The sequence below is a fragment of the bacterium genome, assembly GCA_016708315.1.
In the GTDB taxonomy this organism is placed as follows: domain Bacteria; phylum Zixibacteria; class MSB-5A5; order CAIYYT01; family CAIYYT01; genus JADJGC01.
This window is the reverse complement of the sequence record JADJGC010000002.1, coordinates 388,817-409,686: the sequence shown is the minus strand read 5'-3', so window position 1 is coordinate 409,686 and position 20,870 is coordinate 388,817. Positions and strand designations below refer to the sequence as shown.

General features: G+C 50.5%; 18 protein-coding genes. 17 read left to right on the top strand and 1 reads right to left on the bottom strand.

The window, feature by feature from the left end; all coding sequences use genetic code 11:
• The first annotated feature begins 40 nt into the window (after positions 1-40).
• The 13 genes from IPH59_02105 (at position 41) to IPH59_02045 (ending at position 12,553) form a co-directional block, all read left to right on the top strand.
• Entirely contained in the window at positions 41-385 is a 345-nt protein-coding gene (locus IPH59_02105; protein ID MBK7090508.1) for a response regulator, read from the top strand.
• A 1-nt stretch (position 386) separates the two neighbouring features.
• Positions 387-1,022, top strand: a complete 636-nt coding sequence (locus IPH59_02100; GenBank protein ID MBK7090507.1) for a protein phosphatase CheZ — start codon at positions 387-389, stop codon at positions 1,020-1,022.
• 26 nt (positions 1,023-1,048) lie between these two features.
• Positions 1,049-2,887 carry a chemotaxis protein CheA gene (locus tag IPH59_02095; protein MBK7090506.1) on the top strand — a complete coding sequence of 613 codons (1,839 nt, stop codon included), beginning with the start codon at positions 1,049-1,051 and terminating at the stop codon, positions 2,885-2,887.
• A gap of 13 nt (positions 2,888-2,900) precedes the next feature.
• The gene (locus tag IPH59_02090) at positions 2,901-3,983 is read left to right on the top strand and encodes a chemotaxis response regulator protein-glutamate methylesterase (GenBank protein ID MBK7090505.1); all 1,083 of its coding nucleotides are present in this window, start codon (positions 2,901-2,903) and stop codon (positions 3,981-3,983) included.
• Positions 3,984-4,092: 109 nt separating this feature from the next.
• Positions 4,093-5,109 (top strand): PAS domain-containing protein, encoded by a 1,017-nt coding sequence (locus IPH59_02085; protein MBK7090504.1) that lies wholly within the window; start codon positions 4,093-4,095, stop codon positions 5,107-5,109.
• A complete protein-coding gene (locus IPH59_02080; protein MBK7090503.1) occupies positions 5,007-5,336 on the top strand; it encodes an ATP-binding protein in 330 nt (109 codons plus the stop codon). The genes IPH59_02085 and IPH59_02080 overlap by 103 nt, the downstream gene beginning before the upstream one ends.
• A gap of 5 nt (positions 5,337-5,341) precedes the next feature.
• On the top strand, positions 5,342-6,748 hold the full coding sequence (locus IPH59_02075) for a sigma-54-dependent Fis family transcriptional regulator (protein MBK7090502.1): 1,407 nt from the start codon (positions 5,342-5,344) through the stop codon (positions 6,746-6,748).
• A gap of 214 nt (positions 6,749-6,962) precedes the next feature.
• Positions 6,963-7,580, top strand: coding sequence for a hypothetical protein (locus IPH59_02070; protein ID MBK7090501.1), 618 nt, complete (start codon positions 6,963-6,965; stop codon positions 7,578-7,580).
• A 74-nt stretch (positions 7,581-7,654) separates the two neighbouring features.
• A complete protein-coding gene (locus tag IPH59_02065; protein MBK7090500.1) occupies positions 7,655-8,509 on the top strand; it encodes a hypothetical protein in 855 nt (284 codons plus the stop codon).
• A 196-nt stretch (positions 8,510-8,705) separates the two neighbouring features.
• On the top strand, positions 8,706-9,404 hold the full coding sequence (locus IPH59_02060; GenBank protein MBK7090499.1) for a tetratricopeptide repeat protein: 699 nt from the start codon (positions 8,706-8,708) through the stop codon (positions 9,402-9,404).
• A gap of 18 nt (positions 9,405-9,422) precedes the next feature.
• Positions 9,423-11,570: an alpha-amylase/alpha-mannosidase gene (locus IPH59_02055; GenBank protein ID MBK7090498.1), complete on the top strand. Its 2,148-nt coding sequence runs from the start codon at positions 9,423-9,425 to the stop codon at positions 11,568-11,570.
• Positions 11,571-11,584: 14 nt separating this feature from the next.
• The gene (locus tag IPH59_02050; protein MBK7090497.1) at positions 11,585-11,980 is read left to right on the top strand and encodes a hypothetical protein; all 396 of its coding nucleotides are present in this window, start codon (positions 11,585-11,587) and stop codon (positions 11,978-11,980) included.
• Between the two features lie 120 nt (positions 11,981-12,100).
• Positions 12,101-12,553 carry a GNAT family N-acetyltransferase gene (locus IPH59_02045; protein ID MBK7090496.1) on the top strand — a complete coding sequence of 151 codons (453 nt, stop codon included), beginning with the start codon at positions 12,101-12,103 and terminating at the stop codon, positions 12,551-12,553.
• Positions 12,554-12,633: 80 nt separating this feature from the next.
• Here the strand turns inward: IPH59_02045 and IPH59_02040 are convergent, their stop codons facing one another.
• Positions 12,634-15,516, bottom strand: coding sequence for a carboxypeptidase regulatory-like domain-containing protein (locus IPH59_02040; protein MBK7090495.1), 2,883 nt, complete (start codon positions 15,514-15,516; stop codon positions 12,634-12,636).
• A 759-nt stretch (positions 15,517-16,275) separates the two neighbouring features.
• On the opposite strand from IPH59_02040, the gene IPH59_02035 reads away from it, so the two are divergent.
• The 4 genes from IPH59_02035 to IPH59_02020 all read left to right on the top strand — a co-directional run bounded on the left by IPH59_02035 (position 16,276) and on the right by IPH59_02020 (position 20,868).
• Positions 16,276-17,196: a PorV/PorQ family protein gene (locus IPH59_02035; protein MBK7090494.1), complete on the top strand. Its 921-nt coding sequence runs from the start codon at positions 16,276-16,278 to the stop codon at positions 17,194-17,196.
• Between the two features lie 654 nt (positions 17,197-17,850).
• Positions 17,851-18,498, top strand: coding sequence for a sugar transferase (locus IPH59_02030; GenBank protein ID MBK7090493.1), 648 nt, complete (start codon positions 17,851-17,853; stop codon positions 18,496-18,498).
• A gap of 103 nt (positions 18,499-18,601) precedes the next feature.
• Positions 18,602-19,339, top strand: a complete 738-nt coding sequence (locus IPH59_02025) for a PEGA domain-containing protein (protein ID MBK7090492.1) — start codon at positions 18,602-18,604, stop codon at positions 19,337-19,339.
• On the top strand, positions 19,339-20,868 hold the full coding sequence (locus tag IPH59_02020) for a hypothetical protein (protein ID MBK7090491.1): 1,530 nt from the start codon (positions 19,339-19,341) through the stop codon (positions 20,866-20,868). Before IPH59_02025 ends, IPH59_02020 begins: the two co-directional genes overlap by 1 nt.
• Positions 20,869-20,870: the final 2 nt, after the last annotated feature.

The following is a 20,870-nucleotide window of genomic DNA, read 5'->3' as shown; positions in this document are numbered from 1 at the left end:
GCCTGACCTAAAAATTCTCGCGGTTGATGACTCGCCGACTATGCGTCGGATCATTGTCAATACGCTCAAGCGCGCGGGCTTCAACGATATCAGCGAAGCCACCGATGGCAAGGATGCTCTGGCGAAAATGAAAGTCGACAACTACGGACTCGTGATTACCGACTGGAATATGCCGGAAATGGACGGGCTCACTCTCGTCACCCAAATTCGCAGCACCGCCGAACTGCACGATATGCCCATATTGATGGTCACTACTCGATCAGTCAAGGACGACATCATCGAAGCGATGAAAGCAGGAGTCAACAACTACATCGTCAAGCCGTTCACGCCTGAAACTCTTGGCGAGAAAATCCAACAAGTGCTCAAAGCAGCGGGGAGGAGTTGACATGGACGCCAAATCAATGACAGTAAAACCGCAATCTGCCAAATCGATGCACGATGAGTTGCGCGAACTTGCGTCGACGCTCACGGACATCGTGCGCGGCATTCGCGTGGCACAAGAGCCGATTATTGAATCGCAGCAGAAAGTTCCGCAAGCCACGGAACAACTGGAAAAAATCACGCGCCAAACGGAAGACGCCACCCACCGCGTCCTTGACGTAGTCGAACATATCACCGCTCGCGAGACTGAAATCGAATCGCTGTTGAAAGATTTGCGACGTTCACTGCCGGCAACCTATTTCCGCAATAACTCGAAAGCAAAAGCTCTTATCGAACGCATCCGCGAATGTGCCGGCCTCAACCTCACTGCCGCCTATGATATTATGGATGCTCTGCAATTTCAGGACATCACTTCGCAGCAAATTGATCACGCAATCACCTTGCTGGAACAAGTGCAGAATCGCCTACAAAGCGTCTTGACCGAACTGGCAGGCGGAGAACAGCCCGAACCAACCGGCGAAAAACGCCGCGAACGGGCGTACGATCCGAATGCACACTTCTCAACAGAGAATGACAAAGACAAGCAATTCTCCGTTGATGAATTGGTCGATAACCTATCCCGCCAATTGAAGAAAGACTGAGCAGAGGAATTATGACTGACCAGGGAATCGCCCTTGACGACATGAAGGAAATCATTGATGAGTTCATGATCGAGGCAGAAGAGATTATCGCCAAGCTTGATGCCGATATGGTCAAGCTCGAAAAGCGAAGCGATGATCTGAATCTGCTAAACGAGATCTTCCGTGGTGCCCACACCATCAAGGGAACCTCTGGATTCCTTGGTTTTGACCGATTGTCCGAATTCACGCACAAGATGGAAGACGTCCTTAACAAATTGCGAAAAGGCGAGATTATTATCAACGCCGATATCATGGACGTGCTTCTCGAATCAATAGATACGCTTAAAGGTTTGCTCGAAGAAACCAAATCCAAGGGCGACGCACTAATTGACCTTGCCCCAATCAAGTCTAAACTGGTCGCAGTGGATAACGGCACTTTCTCAACTGCAGCAGCGCCGGTCGAAAAGAAGAAGAACGGTAAAGCACCTGCTGCCAAAAAAACCAATGGAAAGAAGACCGCCGCTGCAATCGTAGCGGAACAACCCGTGGTTGAATCAATCAATACTGCGGTTCAAGAAGTTGAGATGGAAACACCAGCTTCCTCTGTTGACCTTTCCGACGACCCCTCCGTCGAATCACTCGCCGTGCGCCCCGATCCAAACCAACTCAAGCAAATGCAGGATCAGCGCCGTCCGGTGGATTCGACAATTCGCGTCGATGTTGAACGCCTCGACAGCCTCATGAACATCATGGGTGAACTCGTTCTCGGTCGAAATGCGCTTGTCCAACTGGCTGGAAGAATCAACGGAAACTTCGAAGGCGAGCCGCTCATCGACGAGCTCAATCACGTTACGTCCCAAATGAACTTCGTAACGTCCGAACTCCAAATGGCCGTCATGAAGATGCGAATGCTCCCCGTCGGCAAAGTATTCAACAAATTCCCGCGCGTCGTGCGCGACTTGTCGCGTTCGCTCGAAAAAGACATTGAACTATTCATCTCCGGAGAAGAGACAGAATTAGATAAGTCGGTTATCGAAGAAATCGGCGACCCGCTCGTTCACCTGATTCGCAACGCCGTCGATCACGGCATCGAACCGCCGGCTGAACGCGAAGCAGCCGGCAAGCCACGCTGCGGTCGTGTGGATTTGATCGCCAGTCAGGAAGGATCGAACATCGTTATCAAAGTAGTTGATGACGGCGCTGGCCTTGACGCACAGAAACTGCGCGCAAAAGCCGTCGAGCGCGGACTCAGCACCCAGGAAGAAGTCTCTCGAATGTCCGATCGCGAAGTATTCAACTTCATCTTTAATCCCGGTTTCTCGCTCGCCAAGCGAGTCACCGACGTTTCCGGTCGCGGCGTCGGAATGGATGTCGTTCGCACCAACATTGAGAAACTCAAAGGCATCGTCAACATCGAATCAGAATTGGGGAAGGGAACTTCCTTTATAATTAAATTGCCGCTGACCCTTGCAATCGTGCAGGGACTGCTCGTCGAAACCGGCGCTGACCTGTACATATTGCCGTTGTCGTCGGTTCTTGAAACTGTCAAGGTGTCTATGAGCGACATATACTCAATTAACAATCGCGAAGTTATACGTCTGCGCGATACCGTTCTGCCGATCATCGACCTCAGTCGCATGTTCTTCCCGATCAATCAACACGAAAAACTGAAGGATCTCGAGCAGAGTTACGTCGTCGTGCTCTCGCAGGGTGAACGAAGACTTGGTATCGTTGTTGATCGCTTGATCGGACAAGAAGAAGTAGTTATCAAATCGCTGGGCGAATTCCTTGGCACGACCCCTGGAATCGCAGGGGCGACAATTCTCGGCGATGGACGAGTCCGACTAATCGTTGATCCGGTCGGCATCTTTTCAATGACCAACTAACATCGGGACAGACATGGCAGATAAGATCAAGCTACTAATCGTCGACGATTCGGCGTTCATGCGGAAAGCTATCCAGATGATGGTCGCCGACGATCCCAATATTGAAATCGTAGCAACTGCGGTTAACGGTCAAGAGGGACTCGATAAGGTTCTGGAATTCAAACCCGACCTTGTTACCATGGACATCGAAATGCCCAAAATGGATGGGCTGGCTTCGCTTCGGGCGATCATGGAAAAACAGCCGACACCGGTCATCATGGTCTCGTCGTTAACCTCCGAAGGCGCCAAGATCACTCTCGATGCACTTGATCTGGGCGCAGTCGATTTTATCCCCAAGCAGCATTCGTTTGTATCCCTTGATATCGTTAAGATCAAGGCCGACCTCGTTGCCAAGATCCGGTCTATCTACGGTCGTCGGCGCACGCTTATGGCACAGTACGCGCTTCGCAAGGGACGCCGTGGTAGTTCTGCTGCACGTTCGACGGTAGCGGCCTCAAATTCACTCGTTTCTAAGCCGAAGAAATCGAAAATCGTCAGGCTCGTCTCAATTGGCACTTCGACCGGAGGGCCGCCTGCACTTCAGACCGTTCTGACCGTGCTACCAAAGAATTTCCCGGTTGGTATCGTTGTCGTCCAACATATGCCGCCAATGTTCACCAAGTCGCTTGCAGAACGCCTCGATGGATTGTCAAACATCCGCGTCAAAGAGGCCGAAGATGGAGAGCGAATTGAGCCCGGAATCGCTTACATCGCTCCCGGTGGTCGCCACCTAACCATACGCAAAGTCACGACTTACGGCGTTTGCATGCTATCCGATAAACCAAACGACCTCCTTCACAAGCCGTCTGTCGATGTTCTCATGGCATCCGTTGCCGAATTCGCGGGCCAATCCTCCCTCGGCGTGATTATGACCGGTATGGGGCACGATGGTCTCGACGGAATGCGCGTCATGAAGTCCAAGGGCGCCGACATCATCGCTCAAAACGAAGAATCCTGCGTCGTTTACGGAATGCCGCGGGCGGTCATCGAGGCTGGTATCGCAGATACCGTCTCATCCGTCGAAATGATTCCATCGGAGATCATGGCTTACTTCTAAGCGTTACCGACAAGGGCATTTGCCCGACTACTATCATTTGACAAACTGCCGCCCTTTGCTGGAATGTTTTTATTGATAAATTCCGGCTAATTGTGGTATCTTTAGACTTATGCAGGAACATTCCGGACGTACCGACACGCCCATCGGCGAAGACCAGCTGGCGATCTTTAACCAAACCTTTGCCAGCTTCAACAACACAATCAAACAGCTCAATGATTCTTACGCGAATCTACAGACCCGGTATCAAAGACTATCTGACGAATTGACTGCAACCAACGAAAAGTTGGTCTCAAGTCTCGCTCAGAACATCGAAACGAGGAACTTCCTCCAGAATATCTTGGAGTCGCTGACCTCAGGTGTTATAACAATCGATCTCAATGGCAAAATCAACGCTATCAATAAAGCAGGTTGCGACATCCTTCGCGTTCGGCCAAACAAACTTATCGGCGCCGACTACTCGGCTATCTTTGGCGGTTCGCTTTCAAAGACGCGCTCACTAACTGACCTGCTGAGTGGCAAATCGCCATACCGGCTGATTGAAAAGCAAGTTCAAGTATCTGCTGACGAATTCATTCCAATCTCCGTTTCGTCCTCCTGCATCAAAGACGCCGACGATGCCATCGTTGGCGCACTCGAGGTCTTTGTTGACCTGTCGGATTTCAAACGGATGGAAGAAGAAATCGCGCGTGTCAAAGGACTCGCCGCGCTTGGTGAAGTTGCCGCTGTTGTAGCTCACGAAGTCCGCAATCCGCTCTCCGGAATTGCCGGCTTCGCCGCATTGCTCCGGCGCGAACTTGGTGACGACCATCCCAATATCAGCTACGTCGACAAGATTACTACCGGCGTCGAAAAATTGAATCGCTCCGTCACATCATTGCTTGAGTATGCGCGTGAAATACGCCATGAACCTCAGTCAATTGATCTCTGCGCATTACTATCCGAGACTGTCGACTTCTTCCGTGTATCACTTAGTGCGCGAGCTTCACGATCAACAATTGATCTTTCGCTTCCGACGAAGCTTGCATCTGCCGAGTCGACCGCGAAAACCTCGGTGGCGCAATCGTCAATCTGCTCAAAAATGCCGACGAATCGATGCCCAATGGCGGCTGCATCACTCTCGCCTTGAATAAGAGAGACTCGCGATTAATAATTGACGTTTGTGATGAAGGCGGCGGTATTCCGGAATCGATGAGGGAGAAGATCTTCGTACCATTCTTTACGACTCGAGATGGCGGCACCGGGCTTGGATTGGCTCTCGTTCGCAAAGTTATCGACGCCCATCGAGGCAACATCCTCGTCACCAACAACCCACAAAAAGGCTCGACATTTTCTATCGAGCTGCCATTGAGGTGATCACTATGAGTTCAAAGCGATCCATTCTTGTTGTCGATGACGAAGCTCTCGTAATCGAGTTTTTCCAAGCCGTCTTAACCAAGCTTGGACACGATGTTCAAACCGCATCTTCCGCAGCCACCGCACTCGAACTGGTAAAGACTGTCGAATTCGACGTAATTCTCTCCGATGTCAAAATGCCGAACATGAGCGGTATTGAACTACTAAAAGCTATCAAGGCCGAGTCTCCCGAAACTGTAGTGATGATGATCACCGCCCACGGTACCGTCAAGGACGCTGTCGAAGCGATGAAACTCGGCGCATTTGACTACATCCTCAAGCCCGTGCTGCCGGATGAACTCGCACTGTCGCTCAACAAAGCCCTCGAGCATCGCCAATTGGTGTTCGAGAATAGGGTGCTTCGCAACGAAATCCGCAGTCGTTACAATCTGGGCACCATTGTCGGCGCTGACAAATCGCTATTGACCTTGCTTGAAGACCTGACCTCGGCTGCAAAATCGCGCTCTACCATTCTGATCCGAGGCGAATCGGGTACCGGTAAGGAGCTGATCGCTCGCGCCATTCATTACAACTCGCCTCGTCGAGATGGTGCTTTCATCAAACTCAATTGCGCCGCGCTCCCAGAAGGTCTGATCGAATCTGAATTGTTCGGTCACGAGAAGGGCGCCTTTACCAACGCCATCAAACAGTCGCCCGGCCGCTTCGAACTTGCTGATGGTGGAACCTTGCTGCTCGATGAAGTCAGCGAAATCCCGACCAGCGTACAAGCAAAACTCCTGCGCGTCTTGCAGGAACGCGAATTCGAACGCGTCGGCTCGGGCGTTAGCATCAAAGTTGACGTGCGCATCGTTGCAACTACCAATCGAAACCTCGAAGAAGAGATTGCCGCCGGCAAGTTCCGTCAAGATTTGTTCTACCGACTTAATGTCATCCCGCTTCAACTGCCGCCGTTGCGCAAACGCTCCAATGACATCCCGATGCTGGTTGACCACTTCATTCACAAATTCAACCTCGAAAACTTGCGCGATGTGAAGGGTGTTAGCGAAAAGGCGATGAAACTTCTGCTGAATTACCATTGGCCCGGCAACATTCGCGAGCTCGAGAACTACATCGAACGCGCCGTCGTGCTCTGCAAAACTGATCGCATTATGGATACCGATTTGCCCAGTCACATTGCATTGGGAGAACTCGCGCGCCACGTTCATTCAGCAGCCGACACAGTTATGCCGATTGCTGAAATGGAAAAGATCATGATTCTCAAAGCGCTCGAATCATTTGACGGCAATCGCACGCGCGCTGCCGAAGCGTTGGGAATCAACCCGCGAACTCTTCGCAACAAACTTCACGAGTACGGAATGATGGGTGGCAACGAGGTTGCAGCGGGAATTGATCTCGATGCTGACCACTCGTGAAGCAATTCCACCTGAGAAAAACCTCGAGTTGTAAGATAGTCAACTCAGCCGATGATTGTCTTCGGTACTCATTGCTATTGAACAGAATATTTGCCTACAACGTCTTCATTCATAGAATCGGAGTCTGCCAAAAAAGAATTGACAGCGGGTATCGGCTCCGATATATTGCTCGCTTTAATTTGGAGAGGGAAGTACATAAGGAGTGTCTGAGGTTATGCGTAGTTTAGCAGCTAAAGTCTTTCTCATATTCCTCCTGGCGGCCGGGACAGCTTTTAGTCAGGATTTCCACCTATACGGGTTCACCATGTATAACCTTGAGTTCCTGGGTACAGGCGCTCGGGCTCGTTCTATGGGAGGCGCTTTTGTTGGTATCGCCGATGACGCATCGGCGCTCACATGGAATCCTGCCGGGTTGATTCAAGTCTCTAAAACACAAGCTTCACTTGGCGGATCAATCGTTCGCCTCAAGACCACGAATGAATTCAGTTATGCGCAGACTCCCATTCATAATTTTAACGGCGATTTTACCAAAGACCTTTTGAATCTGGCTTCCGGTTCCTTTATCGCGCCGGTTAGAGTCAAGGGGCATCCATTTGTTGCCGCAATCAACTATCAGCGCGTCATTGACAACAACGATGAGACTTTCAATCGCCAGGGAGTCATTTATGGAATGGTCACTTCAGCTGGCACTGCTTTTGGTGAAGATGATTGGTCAGCCCAGAATCGGTCACTGAATAATCTGCACAGATTTGCACTTGGATTTGGCACTGACATTTATGGACATCTTTCGTTCGGTGGTGCGATTAATATCTACACAGGCGGTGGCTACTAACGAATATTGCGGCTCTCACTGATACGCTGCCGCTAATGTTCGGATCCGAAATCATGGATACTGTGGAAGCGCGTATGCATAGCTTCGTCCGCGATGAGCTCTCGACCTCCGCAGCAAATCTGACTGGATCTTTCATGTATCGTACGGAGAAATTTCGTGCTGGCGTCACCGTCCAATCCCCATTCGAACTTTCTACAGTACACGACATTAAGCGTGCCGATACCAACTATGTCAAATCGACCAGTATCGCTGGCCCTGGCACACCATTGGGCGGACGACCCACGCTTTATCTTGGCAAGACCAAAATAGAGATCCCGCTGACAATCGGACTCGGTGCTTCGATACAAGTTACTCCGAAATTCTTAGTTTCCGGAGACATCGAACTGAGATCAACCAGCGGAAACAAATATTTTGTCCGCGCAGAAGAACCGGCCACATCAGAAGATGACCGCAATGTCTTCACGCTGCCGTCCTCAATCTACTATAAGGATTCAACCGAGTCTTCCTACTACGACGCATCAGGCGATCTAGTTGAAATCTACAACGAGTTCGAATTGGGTTATGAGTCGAGCATGCAGATTCGCTTTGGCGCCGAATACATGCTTGCAACAAAGCTCGGCACAATCCCGCTTCGCGGCGGAGTCAGATTCACTCAGCTTCCATTTCGCGATGTAACAAATGTTTACCGAAATCCCTACGGACAGGCGAATGCTGATTTTGAGTTGGGTGACAAGTTGTCGCAGACCAGCTTCACTTTCGGATCGGGAATTCATTGGGAACAGGTTTGGCTTGATTTTGCAGTTGAAATGACCAAGCAAGAACAGTCCGAGTCCGGCATTTCGGCGTTCAATTTCGAATTGACTGATTACAACAATGCTCGTACCAAAGAGACACCGTCATTTATGATGACCTTCACCGGATTCTTCTAAAACCGGTCAACTAACGCAATAAGTTAGAGGGACAAGACTTCGCGTCTTGTCCCTTCTTTTTTAGACCAACCGCAGACAAAGACCTTTTGCTAATTCGCACAAAAAAGTGTTGATAAAATTCGTAAATTGAATAAGTTATTGGTCTTGTAAGTTTAGCCGATAATACTCGAGTAAAGAAGCAGGAGTCTGTTTTTAGATGACCACGAATAAGAAAATGACCAAGCACGAGATGAGAGAAGACCATTTCGTGACCGGCGTCTTTAAGTTTCAGGAATGGGCCGAAGGAAATCTCTCAAAACTCTTGATCGGCGGCGGTATTGTTATCGCCGTGATTGTAGTGGTCGTCTTTATGGCCTGGCAATCAAGCAGCGGGGAAAAGGCCGCTTTTGATAAGCTCGGAAGTGCCGAAGTGTTTGCCCGTACTGGACAAACCCAATTAGCGGTCGCCGACTTCCAGGAAGTAATGAACAAGTACAGCAACTCAGAAGCCGCCTCTCAGGCTGCCTTCAAGCTTGCCGGCCTCTATTTCCAGACCAACGACTTCGCTAACGCCGAACTCGCATTCAAGAACTTCCATGATAAATTCGCTCCCGATGATGTCTTCCGTCGCTCTGCTCAACGTGGCATCGCCGCTTCGCAGGCTGGCCAGGGCAAATTCCAGGAAGCCGGAATCGCATTCTTGAGTTCTGCAAAGGTCGACACCCTTGCTTCTACTTACGAGGAAGATCTTCTTCAGGCAGTCACCAATTCCGTTAAAGCCAATGACGCAGCCACTGCCAAAGAAGCATTCGCCTTGCTCGAAAAGCGCGGAACGACTTCGGATAAGTACCGTAACGCCAAAATCCTCCTGATAGAGCGGGGCATATTAGCTTACGATAAGGGCGAATACAAGTAGCAGGGCAGGGGCAGACAGATGAAGCTCGTTTTCATCTGGCACATGCACCAGCCATATTACAAAGACCTCAAGTCCGGGGAATACTTGATGCCGTGGGTGAGACTCCACGGCTCAAAAGATTACCTCGACATGTTGTTGCTTCTTGACGAGTTTCCCAACATCCGCCAAACATTCAACTTAGTCCCGTCACTTCTTGATCAGATAGTCGATTACACCGACAACGGCGCGTCGGACCGACACCTGTATTTGTCGCGCAAACCTGTCTCTGAGCTAGCCGAAGATGAGCGGCTTGAAATCACCGATACGTTCTTCTCGGCTCATTTCGAAACCATGATCAAACCGTATCCTCGCTATCGGGAACTTCATGCCCGATGCCGAGACTCGTCGCCACGAATGCGCTTAAGTAACCTCTCAGACCAAGACTATCTCGACCTGCAGTTTTGGTCCAACGCGTCCTGGATTGACCCGATGTTTCGCGTCGAGCCCTTTGTCTCTCAGCTATTGAAGAAGGGCCGAGATTTCACAGAAGATGAAAAGAACAGCACCATCGATTACCAGTTATCTATCCTCAAGCGCATTATCCCCGCGTATCAAAAGCGCGCCGCTAACTCAAATATCGAAGTATCATTTTCTCCGTACTATCATCCGATTCTACCGCTGTTGGTTGACACAAACATCGCTCGCATGGCCGTACCGGGCGCCGAATTGCCTTTGCGCCGATTTATGCATCCTGAGGATGCCGATGTCCAAATCGGCCGTGCTGTAAAGCTGTACCAAAGTCTCTTTGGCAACGACGCCCCCGGCATGTGGCCCTCCGAAGGATCCGTCTCCGAAGCCATACTCCCGATCCTTCAGAAACACGGCATCAAGTGGATTGCTACCGACGAAGAAATTTACTACGCTTCAATGAACCTCGCCCAACAAGCAGGCGAACCCGGCATCAGCCCAACGAATGGATTTCATCGCGCCTTCAGTGTCGGTGGACCAGAAAAACCGATCGGTCTGATTTTCAGGGATCACAAGCTTTCCGATAAGATCGGCTTCGTCTATTCTGGATGGGAACCCGACCGTGCTGCTGATGATTTCATCAACAGCGTGCGCCAACTCGACAGAATCCACGCTTCCAGCGGGCAAGAACCGGTTGTTGGCGTCATTCTCGATGGCGAAAACGCATGGGAATACTATCGCAATGACGGCGCTGACTTCCTGCGCGCCTTGTATTCAAGACTCGAGAAAGAGAAGGGCATCACAACTGTTCTCCCGCGAGATTTGTTCGCTCCTGATAAACCTGTCCAAAAACTGCCGCGCCTGTTTGCCGGATCCTGGATCAATCACAACTTCGCGGTGTGGATTGGTCACTCTGAAGACAACTCTGCATGGGATCTCGTTAAGCAAACTCGCGACAAGTTGGTCGAACGTCAAGATTCGAGTACCCCGCCAGATGCAGAATCACTTCAACATGCTTGGGAAGCCATCTACATCGCTGAAGGATCTGACTGGTGCTGGTGGTATGGCGACGATCACCAGACCGATCAATTTCTCACCTTCGACCTGTTGTTCCGCCGGCACCTGACTCGTGTCTGGGAATTGATCGGAGTCGAGCCTCCGTTAGCTTTAATGCGACCCATTCGCAAAGTTCCGCGCTTGTCCGGCGTTCACGAACCGACTGATTTCCTAAACCCGGTTATCGACGGCAAGCAGACCAGCTTTTTCGAGTGGTTTGGCGCTGGGAAAATCGAGTGTCGCAAACTCGGCGGAGCAATGCATCGCGTCGACTCTCGCACGCTCGAAATCATGTTCGGCTACGACGATGACCACGTGTTCTTTCGAGTAGACTTTGAAAAAGAACGCAGCTTAAGCGCTGGCAGCGGTGAGGTTCACATCGAACTCAACTCAGCAACCAAGGCTATTGTGCGTGTTTCGCCAACCGAAGCCGTCTTGACCGGCTTAGACGGACCGGGCGAGCCCACCAAAATCGTGTCCAGTTGGGATCAGGTCGTAGAAGTTGCAATTCCTCGGAGTTTCTTCACCTTTGGCGATGATAAACACCTGCACTTCGCAGTATTACTGCTGGAAGGGCAGAAAATAGTTGAAAGATGGCCTGAGTCCAATTATATACCTATGGAACTACCGAAACCCGGAGATTCATTCTTCTGGCAGGTCTGAGCAAGGAGCTCGCTATGGATGAACAGGATATCAATAACGTCGCTGACAGCGGATACGCTGGACACCCAGGGTCCGATGAAGCCACTCGTACCTATGCAAACGAAGAAGAAATGATCGAAGAGGGGAAGGCAGCAGCCGTCCTCGGTTACGTTCCTTTCCTTTGCTTTATTCCACTCATTAAAATGCGACACAATAAGTTTGCTTTCAGGCACGGAAAGCAGGGTCTGTTCCTCTTGTTCATAGAAATCCTCGCTATCTTCTTCATGTTCGACATCATATCTAACCTCTTTTGGGGTATTTTGCTGATCCTTTCGATTGGCTCCGCTGTTTTTGGAATCCTGTATGCCCTTCAGGGAAAAGAGTTTACGATCCCCTTCGTCGGTGACTCCGCCGACAAGATCAAGATTTAGCTTGTAATTAGTCCACTTTCTGCGTATAATAGTAAGTTGTTACGGATAAGGCGGGCCATCTGCCAGCCAAAAATGGCGGCGATTCGCCCGTTTTCGGTTAGTTGTATGCGGAGGGAAAGGATGCTAATCTTTAAAAAACCGTCGGAAATGGAATTCCGGCAGGTCATGCGGATGGTTGAAAAATACGACATCAGTACCCCGAACGATCTTCCATTGGACTCTTTCACGATCCTTAAGAATGATGACCGAATTCTCGGCTTTGGCGCCTTGCGCTCGCAAGAAGGCTATACCGAACTCGAAGTTGTCGGGGTTGCCGAAGAATTCCGCGGTAAGGGTTGGGGCAAGATGATCATCAAGAAGCTATTGGAAGTCGGTCCCGATACGATCTGGCTTGCCACTGATATGCCGAAGTACTTCGAAAAGTTCAATTTCGTTCCCTCCAAACAAGTACCTCGCGAATTGGCAAGAAAGATCAATCCGGTCGAAACCAACGGTTTTGGTATTGCTCAGCCTTCCAAGCCGGTCACTGGACGCAATCGCGTCAAAGCAATGGTATTCATGCGAAAGAAGTGACTCGCCTCACAGAATCCCTGAGATAAAAAGCGCCCCGCTTAGGCCGGGCGCTTTTTTCGTGTTGTCCTAAATTGCCAAGATCAGCAACCACTGCAAGGCGCTGGTCCTCCGGAGAAGATGAAGCTTATCATGTATACTGCATCGGAAATGCTCAATCCGCCATCACAATTCGAGTCGCCAGCTTCGAGGGGTATTGGAGCCGCTCCTCCGCCAAAGACATAGTTAACCAGATAGACGACATCTGAGATACTTACACCGGCGTTGCCATCAGCATCTCCCGCTACGAATCCACAGCCTGACAACATTATCACTTTGTCCTTGGTTCCGCCAACATTCACAACTACGCCGCTAAGAGTCGAGTCCTGGAAATTCGGATGCTCTACCGTCAGCGTATACGAGCCCGGCTCAACCTCATCCATCATGAACAACCCCGATGCAATCGTCGTGTCCTCATGCTCATGGCCATTCAGATAGACAACTGCCCCTTCGATCGGAAGCGAATCTGAGTCAATCACCATTCCAGCAATCATCCCATGTGCGTGATCGTGATGCAGAAACGTCATTGTACCCGATGACCAACTTCCTGTCGTAGTTCCACCGTCGGTGATCCGGCAATAGACATAGAGCGATGAGTCCTCCGGAACATAAGCAGAATTAACAATAAAGAACCCTTGAGCTGCCGGCGTATGAAGCGATGTCGGCAATAGCACTTCGTTGCCGTTCAAAATTGGCGCGGTATTGTAGAATACCGAAACCCAACATTCGTCCGATTCAGCATCATTGTGGCTCCAACCCACCTTATAGGTATCCAAACCGTGAACTAACATTGTGTCGCCAACCGGTGGATTCACCACAGTAATGACCGGTGCGCCATTTGAAGGCGGATTTATAGTCAATTTGTAGTAGGCGTTTTCTGCACCATTGAACCCTAAGACTCGGGCGTAATACCATCCTTCCGGACGGCCGTTTAGCGATATCGTCTCAACATTGGAAGTGGTGGTCGAAGATGCGATCGAAACTCTGTTCGCATCGTACAGTCTCAAATCCAAGTCACCCTGATTGTTTACCAGATCTATCCGGACAAAGTCCGAAGCCGTACCTGTGCTATTGCAGTAGAATCGATAGTAATCATCATTCCCTGACGCATGAATACTCAGACTGTCTATTACCTTCACAGGATCGCACGGACCAAGATTCGGACTGTTGACTGATCCGACCGGGCGTGCATCGACTTCGTCGAAATTATCACCCGGTTCATATGCGTCGGCGGTATTTGACTCTGGATCGCCTATCACGACCAACACACGCGACGCATTATTCGTCTCCCGTGCTTCTAATATCTTCAGATCGGGATCAACGACCGCTTCCAGCCAGTAGTACCCGTCCGGCACGTCCGTTATGTCAATGCTCTGTCCGGGGAGGTCTTTGCTATAAATATCCGCCCAGCCGACACTCAATCCCTGGATCGTCGACGAGCACGACAAGAACTCGCCGTTAGGATTGTGATTCGGCAGGGACGCATCGTGAATCGTTAAGTCAAGAATACAGAAACTCGTCTTGTCACCAGAAGCCACAATCGCTCCAACTCCTGAGTCGGGGAGCAACTCTCGCAGATGAAACTGGCTCCAGTTCTCGACGTGAATGTGATCGTGCTGCGAGTGAAACACAAACTTTCCCGCGAGACGGTCAAAGAAGCTGCCGTCACTCCGGAAAATGCGTTGCCGAACATCTTGCGTGCCATCTTGGTTGGGCGGCAGTACGCCGTACATGTACAACTTACCAGCTCCGGTGTTTGGCGTCGTTACTGTGAGCCTGATATGACGGCGACCCGGTTCGACCGTCACCGAAATCTCGTTGTCATGCAGGTCGTTGCGTCGAACTGATATGTCCGGAAACAAAGTGTCAACATCACCCGCATCAAACGCCACACCTTCGACATTAATTTCGTAACTTCCTTCGGCGTCGTGATAGCCATCCACGACGATATAGTATTCGCCGGGGAACAGGGCTGCATCCGTAATCCGCGATTGTTTCGTTCCGCACGACGGCGAGTCGTCGTTACAGAACAACGCACTCATATTCTCATCAAGAATCGCAATCTTCGAATCAAACCAAGTAGGGCCGCAGGTTGTCCAAACCGTAAGAAGGGTCGTTGTGTCCGCCGTAAACTTGTACCAATAGTCCGCCGCAACATCAGGTCCCGAAAGCTCACAGCTGATCATGATATCATTGCACGCTCCAACTGTAGTACCTTGATCTGTAAATGGCAGGGAAGTGATCAATTCAGCATTCAGTTGATTTGACCCGCCGGTGCATGGCGGCGGTTGCAACGCCCATGATACATTCAATTGATATTGCCCCGATCCGCCGTTGTATCCGTCAACAACGATGTAATACGTACCTGCATTGAGTGAATGCTCCTCAATCCGTGATTGCACATTGGGAGAGCAAGTCGGATCATCATCGTTGCAGGCTAACAGCGCATTCGCACTGCTGAAGATTCCCAATCTGGTGTCATACGTAGAAGGAAAACTCGAGGCACACGTCGTCCACGCCGTAACGATGACCGGATCAGCAAACGTCACAACATACCACGCGTCCGGCGACGTATCACCGCCTCCCGAAAGGCATGACGGTATCGAAGCATTGTTGCCTTTGCCCACAGTCGTTCCATTATCTAAGTAGTCGTTGCTGGAAATCACCGTTGCACTGCCGGGACCATTCCCACCGTCTCGCGAAAGCGAACCAGCATCAAGTGACGCTTCCGTTTCTTCGCGACGGCCAATCATCTCACCCTCAACTGCGTGCCACAAATCACCTTGGTAGGGAAGTCCAAGTGCTTTTATCGAATCGATCGCCAGTTGAGAGCTTGTCGCCGGCTGCTTTCCAGCAATCGCGAATTGGAAAAGGCTTGCCGCAAGAAGAACTACAGAGATAGGGAAGAAGCGTTTGGAAATCGTCATCAGGACTCCTCAGATACGAAAATGATGGTATGAAAACGAAACAGGAAATATCGCCCAGTATAACCCATTGATTGGTCACGTCGGGTAACACAAATATACTTTATAGACCCTCGAAGTCAATCTTGAAGATATCTCGACCAACTTGCGCCCTCAAACTGGGTTTCCGCGAAAAGGCAATTCGACTCTACAACTTCAAAATCGATCAAAAAACAGCATCTTTTTTGGTGCTGAAAGGCTCCCGAATTGTAAAACGCGTTTATGAAACGCTACGCACCGACTTGCATTTTTTTGACAAATTATTGTTGACGCTAATTGAGTGATATACTATAGCTAGTGCATTGCTGGCCAAGAACAGCAATATATGGTCAATCCAAGATTGGTTGCTGGCCCACTAAATTAATAGTGAAGCCTGCCGACACTTAACACAGGAGTTCAGATTCTGCACAACAGACCTGAACCTGTTGAAAGTGACCAAGATACTCCTTCGACGTACTTTTGCCCGGTGTTGGATGTTCGGGAATAGCACATCTCCGGGTGCCTTACTTCACAAAGAATGGACGAGTTTGTCCGGTTGCGCATGGAATATTTGCTTTTGGGCGCACACCGGAAGTTATTGGACGATAGAGAAATAGGACTTATGACTCCACGGTTTTCTGCCGTAACCTTATCCTCATTTCCCCAAAAGCCTCAATCGGCACAGGCATTGCCTTATATGCGGTTGTCGGAGAGGTAAAAAGGAATTTTTGAGGTGAGGTTGTAATGTCAGATCGCATTTTTGCCAAAATCGCTTTTGTAATATTGAGCTTGGTTGCCATTCTTGCAGTTTCTGCAACGGCTGGACCCGGCACCAATAGCGCAGACTTTCTTAACATCCCGGTGTTTTCCCGTGGCGCCGCCCTCAGCGGTGCAATGGTTGCCAACGCCGATGGCGCAACCGCTCTTTTCTACAATCCGGCTGGTGTTGGCCGCAATGGATCAGGCGAATTCTCCTTCTCACATACCGAACTAATGCAAGACCTGCGCCTTGACAATTTCAGCATGGCAATCCCCATGAAGAACGGCTCAGGCATCGGTCTTGGCCTAACTTACCTTGGTTACGGCAATATCGCCGGCTACGACGTCGCTGGCGTTGCGACTGGGGACTTGTCGGCATACTCTTTTATGGTCAATCTCGGCTACTCCCAGCGCCTTACCGAGACCTTCTCGGCCGGTATTGCAGTAAAGCCTGTGTTCGAGAAGCTCGACAATCTTGAAGCCAGTACCGTCACTTTTGATCTCGGTCTTATGGCCGAATTCGGCCAGTTCTCTGTCGGCGCACAGTACGCCAACCTCGGCGGAAAGCTCAAGTACGTTACCGAAGAGATCAGCCTGCCAGCCACTATGCGCTTAGGCGTATCATACCGGACTTTCGGATCTTCCTCGATGATTTCACTCGCTGGCAACAAAGAGCAAGGTGAAGGCGTTTCACTTGGCGCCGGATTCGAATATGCCTACAATTCCATCCTGACGTTCAGAGCAGGCTACGGCGGCTCACTTGAACAGACGGCTACGTCAGCCGATGGCATGTCGCTTGGAGTTGGACTCCTTCTGGACCACATCGGTCTCGACTATACTTATCGCCCGTCGTCGACAAGCGAAGGCATTCACCAGATTACTGGCTCCTACCGCTTCGGACGTTAACAGCTCAATTGGTCAGACTAAACTATCCCAATTCGCACTCTTTGATTAAGGTTCGTTTTTACCCCATTTTACCTGTGAGATCGCGGAATTGCGAATACCAATGTGTGCATGTGAATGCACCTATTGTGCTATTCATTACTGTGCAAACGACTTAGCTCTCAACTTTGTTAAAATACCCCCTTTGGTTGTGGTTTATTCATAGCTTCAACCGAATCCCGTAACACACTGCAATCTAACTACATGGAACATCAACATTTCCGCCAATATCGATACTTCCTACAACAATCTGAACAATTACCGTTTGGCACCTGATTTGCTCTTAACAGCCTCGAACGGCTACAGTTACTGTGCCAAGAGTAACCAAGGAGCATATTAGAAATGCAGTACACTAAGGACAGAGCAGAGGCTGAGAAGTATCTAAAAGCGACTTCGGCAGCTAGCTACCACTCCGACATCGTTGTTAACGAACGATTCGGCTCGTCGGGGATAACGAGCCTGAAAGAGACGCTGAATGCCGGCCTTCGTAAGGCCCGTTTAGTAGCGAGCGAATACGCTCTCTCTAACGCATTCGTGTTGGCTTTCCTCGCTGCCGCCCGCAGCGATAACTCAACCAAGGCTTCGAAAACCTCGGTTGCCGTTAACCGTATCCAGTTCATGTTTAGCTGGATTGTCGCCTTAGTTGGACTGATTTGTCTTCTGCCGTTGTTCGGTCTTGTCGCCTTGGCAATCAAACTCGATTCTGCAGGCCCGATCTTCTATAAGCAGGAACGCGTCGGAATTAACCGTCGCCGTAATGACCGTCGTCAGCGCCCAGACGATTTGTTAATGTGCAACCGTCGCGCCGACCGCCGTCAGAAGAATGTATTTGGAAAGACCTTCTTTGTATATAAGTTCCGCACGATGGTTTCCGACGCCGAAAAGCGTTGCGGACCAATCTGGGCAACCAAGAACGATCCTCGCATTACCCGTCTTGGCAGATTCCTGCGCAAGACCCGTATTGACGAGTTCCCGCAGTTGATCAATGTCCTCAAAGGCGAGATGTCCGTTGTTGGTCCGCGCCCGGAACGTCCGTTCTTCATCGAGAAGCTCTCGACTGAAGTCCCGAACTATACGCGTCGCCTTGAAGTCCTCCCGGGAATCACTGGACTCGCCCAGGTTGAGGGTGGATACGATGTCACCATCGACGACGTGAAGAAGAAAGTGTCACACGATCTGGAATACATCCGCATTTCGAGCCTTTCCAGCGACGTCAAGATTATGTTCAAGACGGTCGGTGTCATGCTCGGCGCTCGCGGAATGTAGACCAATTTTCCCGACAAATTTTGAAATCAATTTCCGCAAGGTTTTTAACCAAAAAACCTTGCGGACCTTATAAGAACTTCGTTACTTTGCCGATATGGATATTATGAAACTAATTACGGCAAAACGGGTTGCGCTTTGTGTCGGCATGATGCTGACCCTCGCCGGCGCCACCCACGCACAGAACGCAACGGATGCGACTGTAACAGTGACTTCCAACCCCTCTGGGGTTACCGTAATGTTGTCTGGTGATATGACAGTGGCGGGCGTGACACCGGCGACATTCACTCAACGATTAGCAGGGTACTTCAAGATCACTGCCTATCGTGATGGCTACGAAACCTACAATTCCAGCGTCCTGTTATCTGGACGCGAATCCACCACTATTGATCTCAAACTCAAACCGAAGACGCGAGTCAAGGCCGCTTTGCGCTCGATCGTTATCCCCGGCTGGGGACAACGCTATTATGGCGCCAAGACTAAAGGCAACCTGATGTTCGTCGGCGCACTTGTCGGCGGCGCTACAGCCGGAATCATGCACCTTCGCTTCGACAGCAAACGCGATTCCTATCTTGACTTCCTTGCCCGCTATGAAAACGAGCGGTCGGTGTCTGAGAAGTTTCTGATGCTTGCCGAACTTTACGATCGCCAACAAGATGCCTACGATGCCGAACAACAGCGCAATATAATGGGTGCGATTGTTGCCGGAGTCTGGGTCTACAGCGTCCTTGATGCGATGCTCTTTTTCCCTGACTATGGCATCTCGATTTCCGGCGCCAATTTGAGCTTCGCACCAGAGTATGACGGCCAAGCCGTCAAGCTGATGGGGAGGTTGACATTCTAATGAAGAAGATACTTACCATACTTGCATTGGCGTCACTGGCGCTATCCATTGCCTTTATCATTGGTTGTACCGACCAAATTGCTGAACCCTCAAGAACGAATGAAGTCGTTGGCGCTCCCGAAGTACCGCGCAACTTGGCGACATCGGTAGGGGACGGAACGGTGATTCTCTCCTGGGAAATCAGCACTCCGTCAAGAATCTCGCGCTACATGATCTATCGCGGCGACACTACTTTTGCGGCTCCGGAGCTGATTGACTCCACGACAACGCTCAGCTACACCGATACCGGTCTCCGCAATACACTGAGATACATCTATCAAGTGACAGCCATCGGAACCAACGGTTTGGAGAGCGAGCTGTCCAGAGCAGTCTCCGCAACGCCGAATATTTACACCGCTTTGATTAACGACAACTCGCGCTTTACCAATTCTCGTTTTGTCACGGTGTCCTTCGCGGCACCCGTCGGAACTCGGTTGGTCTTATTGGCAAATGACGCAGCATTCACCGGCGCACAATGGGCGAACTTCTCGTCCACACGCAACTGGGAACTCACTTCGGGTGACGGCGTGAAGAGTGTCTTTGCCCGTTTCCGCGATGCCGAAGGCAACGAAGTCGTTGGTACAGTCAGCGACGACATTACCTTAGATACCAGAGCCGAGATTGTCTCTATCATAGAGAATTCTGGTGGTGCAACGCTCACTGCCGGCGAAGAGATTGTCTTCACGATGAACACTGGCGAGACCGAAGGCGAAGCCAGCATCTCTATCGCCAATGTTGCAACGATTCCTCTGCTTGAATCTGGTGCCGGAGTCTATTCCGCAACCTATTCGATTCCTGGCGGCATCGACGCGGTCAATGCCACAATTACCGGCAACTTCACCGACGTCGCCGGAAATCAGGCAGTGGCGATCACGCTGACATCATTCATCAACATCGCTAATCCGCCCGAAGCGGCTCAATTGTCAGCATTCGTAGTTTCGGAAGAATCGATTGAATTGACTTGGACCCGCTCCAATGTCTCCGATTTCCAAGGCTACCAAGTCTTCCGCTCGGAAACCGCTACCGTCAACACTTCGTCGTTGCTCGTAAGGTCCGAAACAAGTGCCGCGAATACAACATTCCGCGACAACGCTCTCGAACCGGGCAAAGATTATTATTACATAGTCTACACTATTGATCGCACCGGCCTCCGGGCAGCGAGCAACACTATCAAATCGACCACCAAAGCAAATGAAACGCCGTCGGCGGTAACCTTGTTCAAGTCCGACGACGATTCAACCAGCGTTTCAATTGGATGGACGCCGAATACCGATTCCGATTTTGAATCATATCGGATCTATCGCTCTGTCACTACACCGGTACAAACCAACACGGCTGTTAACTTGATAGGCGTGCTTACCGGACAGTCGGCGATTAATTTCACGGATGAAAGCATCGATGTCGGCCAGCAATTCTACTATGTCGTAGTTGTCTTCGACAAATACGGCGCACGGTCGGCCAACTCCAATGAGGTGAGAGGACCTAACTAGCA